This is a genomic window from Zhenhengia yiwuensis, from assembly GCF_014384995.1.
Classification (GTDB): Bacteria; Bacillota; Clostridia; order Lachnospirales; family Cellulosilyticaceae; genus Zhenhengia; species Zhenhengia yiwuensis.
Window position 1 is genome coordinate 1 of sequence record NZ_JACRSY010000053.1, and the last position, 13,567, is coordinate 13,567.

A 13,567-nucleotide genomic window follows, 5' to 3' on the forward strand; every position below is an offset into this window, starting at 1 on the left:
GAAGTTTAAATTCTTTGTCATATCTCTTAGCCATTGTTTTAGGACACCTCGTTCATTATAGTTATTTCTATTATAACTCAAATCTCCATTCTATGTGTCCAATTTTTATTCTAGCATCATATCGTATCTTACTTGAATATGTTCAAATACTTCTTCAGTAGATTCTATTCCCATCTTATATAGAGCAAGTGCTACATCTACTACTTCTTTTGCACGATATACATCATCATAATCACCATTTCCTGTTGTCTCATTCTCTTCTACTACATTTTTCTTAACCCAAAATGCCATTGTTTATCATCTCCATTTCCTATTATTAATAATGTTACTGACATGCATAGTTGATATTTTATACATTTTCGCAATCTCATATTGTTTCATATCGGTATTGTCATACAGATATCTAATCTCCCATACCTGTTTCTTTGTAAGTCTACTATTAGGATTATTTTCACCTCGATTTGCTTCTGATCTACGTCTATGTTCTTCTGCTGTAACTGGTGTATTTCTTACCTGAGCTTTATCCTTACCATTTACAATGCAATCCGAATACTTATCTATGTAATATTGTTCGGCTTCAACACGATCTTCATAGTTTGTAACCTCTTCTATTACACTAAAATATAGTTCTACATTTGAATCCCAACATTCTTGTAAGAATTGCTTTTTGCCATTAGCGTATTTTCCACTTCTTAGAATAGATTGATGACGGCTTCTTGCATCATTACATTCTTTAGAACTGCCAATATACAAATATTCTCGTCTACCATTTTTAGATTTGGTGTAAATTCCATAGACACCACTTACATAAATATTCCCTTCCGCTATTAAATTTTTCTTCATCTCTACCACGTCCTTTATATATTCTTCTAGTCAATAAAAAAGAGACATAGATTTAATCTACATCTCTTAATTTCTCAGTAATAACCTTATACATAAGCATAAGATTTAAAATCATATTTGTATCAACTTCTTCTTGTTGCACCTTATCCCACCACTTATCAAGTAATTGTTTTCCTTCTTCACCTGTAATTATCCTTTGATTCAATTTGTTGTGGATATGTGACCCTTCTCGTAATAGTTTAAATTTATCCTCCATATTACCACCTCCCTTGCATTTTTTCTTTATTCTTCTTGATAACCATTAGAGAATAGATTTTGCTATTCCCTATTATAACGTTTAGAGGATGATTTACTTTTTAGAGCTGAATAATATCTACTCTCTAATAGCTACCAATATTGAAAGCGAGGATACCTATAGTTTAGATATCCTCTTAGATGATAAAATGAATGGGGATTAAACCAAACTCGTTGGGGAATCGAACCACCCTTGCCCCATACAATTCCAATATGTTATATAGGAACTATGGCATAAGCCTACATAACAAAAGCTTGTACATCACCCCAAGAGTGGCGATTAGACACGACCATAATAAAAAAAGATATATACAACTAAAGTTACATATATCCTTAACTACTCTTATTTTTTATTTAATTTTAATGATTCATCTGTATCAAATTCCTCTAATTCTTCTTTTAATTTCACCAAAGAATCTCTCCAATTACACTTTGGAATCTTACCTTCTCTCATTAGTTTAACTTCTTTTAAACTTTCTTTAACTGATTCTTCTACTGTACAGTATCTTTCTTTGTCATTCATCCTATCGCCTCTAACTATGATTCTAACTACAAAAAAGACACCCTATTGGATGCCTTACTTCAAACTATCCTTTACTATATTTAATATATCATGCCATTCCAAATTGTTTTCTTTCATCAAATCTTGTAAGTCCATGTGACATTGAAATTCAACCAATGCCTTTTGATATTCAGCTTCTAATTCAGGATCTTCTTCTTTTTTACGTCTAAAGAACATAATTTATCACCTCATATCTAGTGTTACCATTAAACATAAAAAGACACCTACTTTCATTTAGTAAGTGTCTTATATGTTATCTATTATATTTACCAACTTGTTCTTTTCTGCGAGTTCATTAATATAATCAATTAGCTTATTTAATGTTTCTTCAATCACGTTTCCTATAACTTTATATGATAAATCTTCTTTTCTAAAATAATATAATTGATCTGCTTTTATGTAGCCATCTTTACCGTTGTCAGGGTTTGTATTTGTTTCAGAATTAGATACCTCCATATTCCCTTCAAACGATAACTTAAACTCCTTATGCTGTTCATTATGGAATGATCCCATTACATTGCACATCATATTGTATTCCACACCCTGTATTTCTCCATTATCAACAGATAATACCACAAATGAATGTTTACTAAGAACCGACTCTCCATGTTTGTATTTATCGACTAAAATTATGTCGCCTGTCTTACACATTTATTTTATAGTCACTTTCTGATTGCCATCTAGTACCTCTTTATTCCACTCGATAGGTGTTACATCTTTAAGAGATTCTTTAGAAGACATTGTATTGATTGAATTCTCTTTAATTTTCTCCATGTTTAACTTTTTTATCATACGCATTTCCTCCGCACTATTAATATTTTCTTGAGATGCGGTTTTATCATTAGTAACATTCTTATCCACAGTATATCACCCCTAAATATAATTTTCAATTAATTTTAGTATATTATTATACATTTATGCATATAATATATGTTTAATTCTATTATATAATATTGGAAATAACTGTAAATAGCTTCGACAAAGTATGTTAAAACAATCTATATTGACAAAGAAATCGCGCTAGGATTCTAATAATTAGCAGCTAATATTGGTATACTTACTAAAACTCAATACAATATATATGAATTAAAGTAGATGGGGATATATTAATCTCATACTTAATGTTATGACTACTTTAAGTCTACTAATATCTACCCCAGGAGTTCCCATTCGGTCACTCTTCCCCTAGCAAGGGGAGATTTGTTATTGGCAAGTTTTTGGTTGTGGTCTATATATATCTATAGAGGACACCCATTTTCTAGCCAACTACTTCAACAATCATCCAGTATACTTTACCTCTATTTGGATTTTTTGTACCATCTTCAAGAGTTCTATCCCAGTCAGTACCAGCTATTACTGTATAGTTTAATTTTTCATCCTTAATTCCACCTATTACAGCTTCTACTGATTTTAATAATCTTCCATTTCTTCTAGTATTCACTACAGTTGCAAGCTCTTTTTGCTGTTGTTTGTATAACTTTTCTCCTATTATTGTACTTAAATATTTTCCTAAGTCAGATTTCTTTTCTTCTTCTTTAATAGATATATATTCAACTTTCCCAATAAAGCTATCTCCCAACCCTTTTAGTACATATTTATCAAATCCGTAATCTATTGCATACTGTAACAATTTAACTTCTTTTTCAATTCCTACAAATCTAGCATGATTCATTTCAATGGTAACTTTTTCATAATCAACATATAAGCACTCATTAATATGCTTTTTACGTTTATCAATTTGCTCAGCTATCCACTCTTCATCTCTATCCATAAATTTTTTAGCTTCTTTAATAGTTGCTCTTTTAGGATTTATGAATTGGGTTAAGTTTTGCTTACTCCAATGCTTAATATGTAACGTAACTTTGTCATTATCATCTAATATAAATCCATCTTTTGTGATCTTGCCTACACGTTTTCTACCTATTGATTGAATAAGTATAACTAAATCTTCAAAGTTACATATGATATGTTTTAACTTATCGTCTTTTATATTTATACCATTATCCCATACTGAAGTAGTAAATGTAATTTTATTGGTCAACTTATTATCCCTAAGTGCACCTTTTGTAATGTATTGTTTATATTCTGTATTTCCTCTACTACATACAAAACTAGAATTAGCATATTTTTTATGTAGTTGGTAAGCATTTTCAATTTCTCTACTAAAATATATCACCTTTTCATCTTCTTCTAACTGCTCAATAACCCTTTCTATGTACTGGTCATCGTCATAAAACACTATCTTTTCAATATATGAATAATCTGGTTCAATAATATATTCTGTATAATCTCCCCAATTTTTTATGCATTGGAATATACTTTTTCCAGTAGCACTCATAAATAATTTTATTGCAAACTTAATATCTTTAAGCCATTTATACATTATATCCGTTTTGTCATTCCATGCGTCAGAAAATAAGTAATGTATTTCATCACATACAACATAGTCAAAGTGTTCAATTTCAACACCCTTTTGAATATCTCTTTGTATTGATTGATAAGTCTTTACCGTTATATTTCTACCCCATGTTTCTTTAATATCTGTAAAGACTTCTTTTGCTAATTCACTTCTATTGCATAAGTATAATATCTTCTTACCTTCTTGCTCTGCATACTCTCCTAGAACATTCACTATAAAAAATGTTTTACCTCTTCCCATGGCCATATCCAGAATAATGTTCTCTCCTACTGACCACGTTTTAAATTCATCTCCTATTTTCTGTGTTACTGTTAAGTTTCCCATTTTATCAAATCCCTTCAACTCTATATTTTTATTTTACTGGTCTATTTACTTTCCAAACTTCCCATAAATTCTTAGTGGCTGCCATATCAAATAGATAAATCAATCTACCTGTATTTTCATCCACTAATAAATCAAGTGGTTTTATACCTCCTGAAATATAAAATGCACATTGTTTTGGATTAACAATTTTTACTGTACTCATTATAAAACTCCCCTTTCATATTGTTTACCAAAAATTATGGTGGGTATTTTAAAGGTAATACCCTAAAACATCAATACCTCCATTATCATTCCAAGTTCTAAATCAGAAAGCGATTGCGAATCTGTATTTCCAAACTCTTCTGCTACATGCATCATTTTAACTGCTATAGGTAAAGTTGTGTCTAATTCTTGCTTTAAATACACCTTAAACTCTTCTAATTCCATCTCTTCTCTTACCGTCCTTAATTTTTTACCCATTTCTAAAATATCTATTATCAACAATCTTTCTTCCTGTGTAATGTGAATTTTATTAATGTTCTCATTGATTATATCCTGTGGATTTCTAGCTTCTCCTTCTTGTAATCCAAACATTATTCGTGCGTTATTTGATAATTCATATTGCCCTCTTCTACAGTTATCAATACACATTACAGTTTTCACTTGCTCATCATATGTAAGTTTTTTATTTTTATCATAATAGAAATATGTAGCTGGTATAGTTTCTATCCCTAAATCCCTACAAGCTCTTACACGCTGATGTCCTCCAACAATCACGTTATCTCTTGTTATATGTATTGGATCTAACACACCATTTCTTTCAATGCTATTCAAAAAACTTAACCATTGTCTTCCTATTAAATTTGGAAAATATTTTTCATGGTTTGGGAAATCTTTCAAATCCGACACTTTCACATTGTATACTTTATAATCTCTTTCATTATCAACTTCAATATTCTTCAAATCCTTAATAGCCTGTTTCATTTCCCTAGTTGTCATGTTCTTCAAGTCATTTTGTTCCATAAAGTTATCTCTCATTTCAACTGGTACATCTAACAACATGATAATCTTAGTGCCTTCTAAATTAGAAATCGCTTGCGAATCTGTATTTCCAAACTCAGTAGCAACTTTCATCCAGTTGTTTGCTGTTCTATGTGATATTTCGATTTTCTCTTCTAGCCATTTACCCCACTCACCGTGATTGAGCTTTGCTTTCGCAACGATGAGACGTGCCCCTATTTCAATAATACTTTGCGCCATCTTTCCTTTATGGTGCCATATTCCCTGTTCTAATTGCTCAATAGTTTGCGTACTTAAATAATCAAATGCAACTGTTCCATTTACTACAACTTCATTCATACACCCTTATCTCCATTCTACCTATTATATTTAAGGGGTGATTTTCGGAATCTAATTTCCGATAGGCTCACCCAACCTATGTATCAAGATAAATATGTTTTTTCGCCTGATGGATCAATCACAACAAACTTTTTCCCACCATCCCATTTTACCTTGTATGAGTCATTATATTTATCTAATAATGTTAAGATATTTAGCATTTCATCAAGCACATCTGAATCTTCTTCATATTGTGCATTGTAGCTGATAGTATCTACCATTTCTGTAACCGATACATATTCTGTAGGAAGAGGCTTAGTTTCTCCAACTCTGTACCATCTACATCTAACAGTAGACTTATCTTTATTTTTATGTTCATATCTTACATTATTTAAGTATTGCAAATCTTCATTTGCTGCCACTGGTACACTACCATCTGCTGTATAAATGTAAATTTGTTTATCATAGTCAAATACTAGCTCTTGATTATCATATGCTCCCTTACTATGATAGATAAATTTGATTAATGACGATTCATATGCTCTTAGTGTCATAGCTATTTCATCCATGATTTCTCTATTTGTCATTGTTAGTAACATATTTGGCGTGATTGTATAGTCAAATAAATCCAAAATTAACTGGATTGTATCTACATCATCCTTTAAGATAATAGTTTCAATATGCTCTATTACTTCGTATAAGTCTGCCGGACGTACTGTAATCCCATAAAATTCTTTCTCGTCATGTCCATCAATTAAATGACTTACCCCTGTTGCAACTTTACAGATTGAATTTAATTCAAATTCACGTACCATTTTTTCTACATTTGATTGCATTTCCTTAATTAATTTTTCCATCATTTCTAACTTCCTCCTCTTATCTTCAATTAAATTTATTCTTCTTGATTCGCCCCTAAAGTGGCGATTAGCCACGTATATAACTTTTATCATATACTATATATGCTACTTATCCATAACAAACAAACTATATATTGTACTTTAGACTTACTATAAAATTATTATTTTACTCTACTTATTTTGAATTTTTCTTGCTATAAAGTTCTCATGTATCGGCAATACTAAATCTATAACTTATGGAGGTATTGCTATGGATGATAAACTATTTGAATTAATGAATAAGATATATGCCGAATTACAAGATATCAAATGTACTATAGCTGAGCTTGAGCATAAAACAAACGACAAAATGTCTAGCCTATTTGATGCTCAAGAACTTCAACTAAATAAGTCTATAGATATATCTCAGCAACTTGTAGATATAAATAACTCAATTACCAAGTTACGTATAAAAATGATTAAACAAAATCTTAAATAAGCTATGCTACAACTTCTATAGCAACCTCCTGTACACTTTTAGGACATACTTTCTTTTTAGATAGTATTTTGATCCTATCAACATCTAATAAATATAGATTTGTAGCTAGTTGAGGGTTAAACTTAGCTCTAGCAATCTCATTTCCTTCTTCATCACATAAGACTGCCGTATTAACATAATCTGCTTCACAAGTTGGGTCAATATCACCTCTTCTTTTAATGTTAAGCTCACCTACTAACTTTTCGTTTTGTTCAATCCCACTATAGAAAAGAACATCTATCGTATATGTTTTTCCTTTTTCAATCAATCCTTTTCTAGTTGCCTTTAACTTAGAATCTATTAGCTTTCTCTCCTGCAAGTCATCATCTTCCATCATAACTTTTACTTTAATGTATTTTTGATCTAAACACTCAAAGTCAAATTTATCATTTTGTCTAGGTACTGGGAATAATGCATAGCATTCATCATCTCTTACTAAATGTTTTTTAATCGTATTAAAGAAGTATGATAAGCTAAACTTTTCAGAGTAATTTCTATGTTTAATCTCAACATCCCCATTCTCATCTATAACCTCTTGTTCATATCCATCTTTTAATGCCTGTGCTATATAGTAAGAAGGATACTGTTCTTCAATCTTTAATGCCCCTTCTGTTAGTTCAATATCTAGCATAAAGAACTCATCATTATACTTTTTGTAGATTGGTGTTAATTTATCTTTTAAAGTCTTTCTTTCTTTTTTAAGCTTTTTTATTTCCTTCTCTTCATCGTATTTCTCCCATCTCATATTCTCTTTGTCCATTTCATTAAGAATATGTTCAAACAATGCATCATCTTCTAACAACTCTTCGATATCATCAATTTTCTTCCAATGCTTAGATATCTTATCCTTCAATTCATTTTCCTTATCTTTGAAGGGTTTACATTCCTTTTCTTTTGCTGTTTTTATTTCTTGAATTCTTTCGTCTCTATAAGTAATGAATTTTTTTAGTTCCTCTTTACATTCCTCCAGTTTCTCTTCATCATCTATCTCGTATGCGTAAATATCAACTCTACTAAATAATGTATCCCAACTATCATTTAAGCTTAATATCTTAAAATCCTCTTTGGTCTTTTTATCTACCCCCTTAATACCCCAGATATATTTGAGTAGATTATTGCATACTAGCTCTGCATATCTATCCATTGGTGAATGACTTACATCGCCATATTTACCTTCGTATAGTTTAGCCTTATATTCCTTCCCCTCTTTAAGCATATCATTATATTTCATAAAGTAAGGTCTAGGTGCCTCAATCTTTTCTAATACTTTTAATTGCTCCTCATGAACTTTTTGACCCGTCTTAGGGCAATCAATAGAGATACGTTGTAGTTGTAATAACCAGTAATTCCATGCTTTATTCTCTAAAAATGATTCTTTAATCGCTTCTTTAGTCCCTTTTTTAAGTGATGTATTGCTCAGTGTACATCCTTGAATAGCCAACGCACCAATCATATTACCTGAGTTGTCTAGTATACTATTAAACTTATTTTCTTTGGTATACTTTTGAGGTACTGGTTTCTTTGTTAATTTATCTTTGAAATGTGAATCTGTTTCAATAACATTGTCATAAATGATAGGCTCATCTACTACAATACAGATATCCCCATCCAAATCAGCTCCAGACATAACCTCTAGGTCATTTCCTTTAGCATTAAATATAATAACTTCTGCACCTAAATGAGATAGAAATTCTTTATATAAATCATTAGTTGTAGTTGTTATTTTAATCATTTCATCAAATGAGTTTTGTGGACATCTCTGTAATACTAAGTCCTTATCTTCCCATCCATTAATAAAGAACTCCTTATCTTGCAATTCCCCTGCTCTTGCTTGAATATCTAATGCATTATTAAGTAATGTAAAAGGACACTGTTGCATAAGCATATATCTACCATCGACCAAATACTTACCACTTGCTAACCCCTTTATCTTCTTCTCTACTAGGTTCTTAACAGCACTTCTAACTGTCTTAATATTATGTAAGTCTTCATTCATTGTCAGTAACATTTCAGCTTTAGTAGACGGTTTAATTGTATTCTCATATGTATTTTCTGTTTCTTCAGCTTCCTCCTGCTCTTGATGAGTTGCAAAATGCTTTAAAAATACTTTTAAAGTATCTATTGAACTTGCAAAACACACTTTTCTATAGAAATTCTCTGTTTTACTTGCTAATTTTTTTAGGTTATCATAATCAAGAGATAAGTTAGAAATTAATTGATAATTTGTTAAAGTCTTATTAGTTAATTCTTTAGGGTCTTTATTAACCTTTGTGACATATAAGCAATCAATTAAATCCCTCTGAGGATGACTATTTAATAACTTATTTACTTCTTCCATGCTGCCGAATAATGACCACCATTTAACCTGTGACTCTGTCAAAAGAAGATCACAATTTCTTATATCCTGCTCTTTCCCCCATACATCCAATACTTTTGTATTTCCGTTATTGTATTTCTCTGCATATCCTACAAAGTCCATAGATGTTACTGCACCTTTAATAGCTAGTCCCATATAACCACGAATAATAGCCCAATACACGTCATACTCTAAGCCCATGGCCTCTTTGATACGATTAGCAAACTCTAGTGTCATTAATCCCATACCATCATGAGAGGTATATTCTTCTATTTTATTATCTTCTCTTACAAGTTTAGGCTTGCCATTTTCCATTACTGGTATTGCAACTATTTCTCCATCTATTTCTTTCTCTTTAGTTTGAACATACTCATAGTTTCCAGTATGCTTATACTTATTTACCTCATCTGGAATTACTATAATTCTAGGTTTAAGGTCATCTAGTTTAAATGAATTACTCATGGCTAAAGATACTCTTGATGTAATCATTTTAGCTATCGGAAATTCTTCTTCACTATCTTTAAATTTTGTCTTAAACTTTCCTAAGCTTATTAAATCCTCAAAGAATGTAATAAATTTTCTATTGCTTTCTGGTATAAACCACATTTCACACTTCTCAGATTTACTTTGGAATTTTTGCTGGCTTGGAGTTGCTATGTATGGAATGAATTTTATATTATTGATTATCAATCCATTATTTATTATGTAATCTCTAACATCTTTTTTAATAGGCATATTGAACTTTACAAGTTCCACCATCATTTTATCTTTAAGTTCCTGTTTACAATACTTAACATATGCCCTAATGAACAAACTTTCTGCAATGGTAACTTCATACTTGATCCTATCTTCTTTAAGTATTTTAATTACATTCCTATCTGTTAAATCTTTTACACCAAAGTTTAATACCTTTACTAATTTCTGTTTCTTCTTCATCTAATCTCCCCTATCTTCGTTATAATCACTTCATCACTAAAGTGGCGATTAGCCACGTATATAAAACATTGACACTTTAAAATAGGGTATGTTACTATCTACTTATTCAATTTATACATATGTGTTCTAGCAACACACCCCCAAGACCTTTCTAATTGGCGTTAGATAAGGTCTTTTTCATTAAGCAGCATTTATTAAATTTTTGTATTCTGTTAACTGATATTCAGCTTCTTCCATTTTGTCTTTTGCAATATTTAGTTTGTCTTTCAATTGGTTTAGTCCGCTTATATGTTCTTGCAATAAACCATTTAGCATATGTAGCTGATCTAAGGCATCTTGCTCTAATCTATACATATCTTGCATCTTGCTTATGTAATCATATACTTCTTCCCTGCTTGCTGCTTTGTAAGAACAGAATTGTTCTATTAAATCTTCTTTAACATCATTTATCTCTTTATATCGATTAACTTTACTTTTCAATTTATTAAATTTCTTTACTAACAATTCTCTCTCATACATTGCACGTGAAGCCGCTACGTGTATTTGATTTATTTTATTTGTTAGTTGACGATGTTTTCTCATAACATTTTGGACATAACCTTCTGTAACACTCTTCTGATTAACTTCCCATAAATCTTTAAAATTCTTTTCTTCTTCATCTCTGGTACATATTAGCCCTTTTATTTGTTTACTCATTTCGATGATATTATTATCTAGCTCATTACATCTATTCTCTATTTTATCAGTTTCCTGTGACGCATTAGCAACAAAATCAACACCAAACTTATCTAATTCAATAACTTGTATAGTTATAGTTTCAATCATCTTCCACTCTTCTTCACTATATCGGCTTAGCCTATCTTTTTTTATACTTTCATAGGATTCTTCTGCCTTGCTTACTCTAATTTCAAATTGATTTTTTTCCTTGTCACTTTTCTCATATTTTTTTAATAATTTCTCATATGTACGTCTTGCATCTGTAGCTTTCTTTTCTAATTCTTTATATCTTTTATTCATTCCCTATCTCCATTCTCTATTTTATATTTGGCACTAAGGTAGTTCCCACCGTTGTCATCCTTTTGGAGGATAACTTTATGTACTAGATAGTTACCTAATCCAGGTCGAAGTTGTATTATACCAATTTCTTGTAAGTCCCATTTTATTAAGTTCTTCTTCTTTTAAGAATTCCAAAAGCTTTTTTTCACCAGCAATAACATACTTTCTAACTTCTTTACTTAACATCATTCCTAGCTCTAAAACTTCTTCATGAGAATACATTTTATCCTCTGAAAGTCCATTGATTAATTCTTGATTAAGTTCTTCATCAGAATATAATGTCTTTTTGTTTTCCCCGCTAAGTACTTGAGCTAATTCTTTACCTGTAGCGCCATATCCTTCTCTAATAATGTCCATGGTTGTTCTTACGTTTTTCATTTTTCATTTCTCCCTTCGGTGAGTTCACCACTCTATTTTATTTTTGATATTGTGGATTGGAGGAACATACCCTCTCATGCGTTATCCTTTTTATATTTTAAATTTGTTTATTGTTTATATATCTTATTATAATTTAGAGCCATAATTTACTATGACTCTAAATTTTCCTGTTCAACTTTCTTTAATATTTCATCTTGCAATGTTTTTAATTTATTATACGATATTTTTTGATTAGCTTGTTTAATCTTGGTATCTAAATCTACAACTCTCATTGGTTTAAATTGATTTTCTTTTAATATATTATAAACTAATCCACTTGCGTAAATATCCATAGGTAAAATATCTTCTATCTTTACCCTTATAAAGTTAGATAATCTAGTTTTAATACTAATATAACTTAACTTACTTTTAGCATTAAAATGATTAGTTTCTTTAAATAAGTTATTTGATTCCTTTACAAGTTCTACTATATTCTCTTTTTTAGATTTTGTTGCATAATGTCTATAGCTAGTTTCTTCTATACATTTTCTCAATATTTCAGCTTCAATTGGCAGCAATTTAATTATCTTATCATTATAGGTAATATTACATTCTTCGTAATTGAAATCCTTCTTTTTAAACTCAGCTATATCAACATATTCAGCACCTTTTACACCTCTCCACAGTAAAACAATCATAGCTAAATCTTGATAATTAATTGTTGGATCTTTATCTACTAACCTCAATATTTCAATATATTCTTTTTCTGTGATATTCCTTTTCAATAATTTTTCTTTATCTAGGCATGTTTCTAAGTCTTCTGAAGTTATTGTATTTAAATAGTCATTATTTTTTTCAATAAAAGACATATATGTTGTAATGATTGAAGAATATGCTTTTAATGATAGTATACTGCTAGAATTACACTTCTTAAAGAAAGATAGTATTTGCTCTTTTGTCATATATTCTAAAGTAGTCTGTTCTTGTTCCTCATATTCTCCAAGAACTTGAACTAAAGCAAGCATAATTCTACAAGTTAATCTTGGTGAGTCACTATCATACAACTTATTAAAGAAAATCATTTTATTTTCGCCATCATATAATTTCATATAAGCTTTTCTTCTCTTTGAAAATTCCTCTTCTCTTTCTTTCAATCCCTCACCTCCTATTTATTGTCTATATAAACAATAAACTTTTTTAATATAAAAGTCAACATTAAATTTGTTTATTGTTTATATTTTTCTTTATTATATTATCAAACACTTTCTATGAATATAATGATTAATCTTCCCAGCCGTCTCCACTTAACCTTAACATCATCCACTCTACATCTTCGTATGCTTGAAGACAGTCATCGTCTTCTTTGTCTTCAAATCCTTTAATATTTCTAGCTCCGTCAATAATATCTTTGATTTCTTCTTTGTAATTCATATCTGTACCCCTCCTAAATTTATCTATAAAATAATTAGAACTACGCAAATTGCTAATCTTATTAAGAATTCCTTAGTTTCTATGAAGTCACCTGCATACATACTCATGCTACCTACTAAGAAAGCTATAGCATATACACTCAACATAAAACTTACTGTATCTATAAAGTTGCTTATTTTTGATACTATGTCAAGAAATTAGACACTACAAACGGAGATTTTCTAGTTAACTAGCTTTCTTCTGTTTGTAGTATTCTTTTTCGTAAGCAATAGGTGTTTTATACCCTATTGTTCCATGA

General features: G+C 30.2%; 17 protein-coding genes. 1 reads left to right on the forward strand and 16 read right to left on the reverse strand.

What is annotated here, in order from left to right:
- Positions 1–105: 105 nt before the first annotated feature.
- The 11 genes from H8718_RS18340 to H8718_RS18390 all read right to left on the reverse strand — a co-directional run bounded on the left by H8718_RS18340 (position 106) and on the right by H8718_RS18390 (position 6,619).
- Complete coding sequence (locus H8718_RS18340) at positions 106–291, reverse strand: hypothetical protein (RefSeq protein WP_249334381.1); 186 nt, start codon at positions 289–291, stop codon at positions 106–108.
- Positions 292–297: 6 nt separating this feature from the next.
- On the reverse strand, positions 298–843 hold the full coding sequence (locus H8718_RS18345; RefSeq protein ID WP_249334383.1) for a GIY-YIG nuclease family protein: 546 nt from the start codon (positions 841–843) through the stop codon (positions 298–300).
- A gap of 52 nt (positions 844–895) precedes the next feature.
- A complete protein-coding gene (locus H8718_RS18350) occupies positions 896–1,099 on the reverse strand; it encodes a hypothetical protein (protein WP_249334385.1) in 204 nt (67 codons plus the stop codon).
- Between the two features lie 381 nt (positions 1,100–1,480).
- Positions 1,481–1,660 carry a hypothetical protein gene (locus H8718_RS18355; protein WP_249334387.1) on the reverse strand — a complete coding sequence of 60 codons (180 nt, stop codon included), beginning with the start codon at positions 1,658–1,660 and terminating at the stop codon, positions 1,481–1,483.
- A gap of 54 nt (positions 1,661–1,714) precedes the next feature.
- The gene (locus H8718_RS18360) at positions 1,715–1,876 is read right to left on the reverse strand and encodes a hypothetical protein (protein ID WP_249334389.1); all 162 of its coding nucleotides are present in this window, start codon (positions 1,874–1,876) and stop codon (positions 1,715–1,717) included.
- A 69-nt stretch (positions 1,877–1,945) separates the two neighbouring features.
- Positions 1,946–2,239, reverse strand: coding sequence for a hypothetical protein (locus H8718_RS18365; RefSeq protein ID WP_330597782.1), 294 nt, complete (start codon positions 2,237–2,239; stop codon positions 1,946–1,948).
- Positions 2,240–2,350: 111 nt separating this feature from the next.
- A complete protein-coding gene (locus H8718_RS18370; RefSeq protein WP_249334392.1) occupies positions 2,351–2,560 on the reverse strand; it encodes a hypothetical protein in 210 nt (69 codons plus the stop codon).
- A 397-nt stretch (positions 2,561–2,957) separates the two neighbouring features.
- The gene (locus H8718_RS18375; protein ID WP_249334394.1) at positions 2,958–4,442 is read right to left on the reverse strand and encodes a DEAD/DEAH box helicase family protein; all 1,485 of its coding nucleotides are present in this window, start codon (positions 4,440–4,442) and stop codon (positions 2,958–2,960) included.
- A 28-nt stretch (positions 4,443–4,470) separates the two neighbouring features.
- Positions 4,471–4,644, reverse strand: coding sequence for a hypothetical protein (locus H8718_RS18380; protein WP_249334396.1), 174 nt, complete (start codon positions 4,642–4,644; stop codon positions 4,471–4,473).
- A gap of 62 nt (positions 4,645–4,706) precedes the next feature.
- Positions 4,707–5,780 carry a DUF3102 domain-containing protein gene (locus H8718_RS18385; protein WP_249334397.1) on the reverse strand — a complete coding sequence of 358 codons (1,074 nt, stop codon included), beginning with the start codon at positions 5,778–5,780 and terminating at the stop codon, positions 4,707–4,709.
- Between the two features lie 83 nt (positions 5,781–5,863).
- Complete coding sequence (locus H8718_RS18390) at positions 5,864–6,619, reverse strand: hypothetical protein (protein WP_249334399.1); 756 nt, start codon at positions 6,617–6,619, stop codon at positions 5,864–5,866.
- Positions 6,620–6,866: 247 nt separating this feature from the next.
- Here H8718_RS18390 and H8718_RS18395 point away from each other — a divergent pair, with 247 nt between their 5' ends.
- Complete coding sequence (locus tag H8718_RS18395; RefSeq protein WP_249334401.1) at positions 6,867–7,094, forward strand: hypothetical protein; 228 nt, start codon at positions 6,867–6,869, stop codon at positions 7,092–7,094.
- Position 7,095: 1 nt separating this feature from the next.
- Here the strand turns inward: H8718_RS18395 and H8718_RS18400 are convergent, their stop codons facing one another.
- The 5 genes from H8718_RS18400 to H8718_RS18420 form a co-directional block, all read right to left on the reverse strand.
- Positions 7,096–10,425: an RNA dependent RNA polymerase gene (locus H8718_RS18400; protein ID WP_249334403.1), complete on the reverse strand. Its 3,330-nt coding sequence runs from the start codon at positions 10,423–10,425 to the stop codon at positions 7,096–7,098.
- A 180-nt stretch (positions 10,426–10,605) separates the two neighbouring features.
- Positions 10,606–11,442, reverse strand: coding sequence for a hypothetical protein (locus H8718_RS18405; protein ID WP_249334404.1), 837 nt, complete (start codon positions 11,440–11,442; stop codon positions 10,606–10,608).
- A 90-nt stretch (positions 11,443–11,532) separates the two neighbouring features.
- Complete coding sequence (locus tag H8718_RS18410; protein WP_249334407.1) at positions 11,533–11,859, reverse strand: hypothetical protein; 327 nt, start codon at positions 11,857–11,859, stop codon at positions 11,533–11,535.
- A gap of 149 nt (positions 11,860–12,008) precedes the next feature.
- Positions 12,009–12,992 (reverse strand): hypothetical protein, encoded by a 984-nt coding sequence (locus H8718_RS18415; protein ID WP_249334408.1) that lies wholly within the window; start codon positions 12,990–12,992, stop codon positions 12,009–12,011.
- A 127-nt stretch (positions 12,993–13,119) separates the two neighbouring features.
- Entirely contained in the window at positions 13,120–13,269 is a 150-nt protein-coding gene (locus H8718_RS18420; protein WP_249334410.1) for a hypothetical protein, read from the reverse strand.
- Positions 13,270–13,567: the final 298 nt, after the last annotated feature.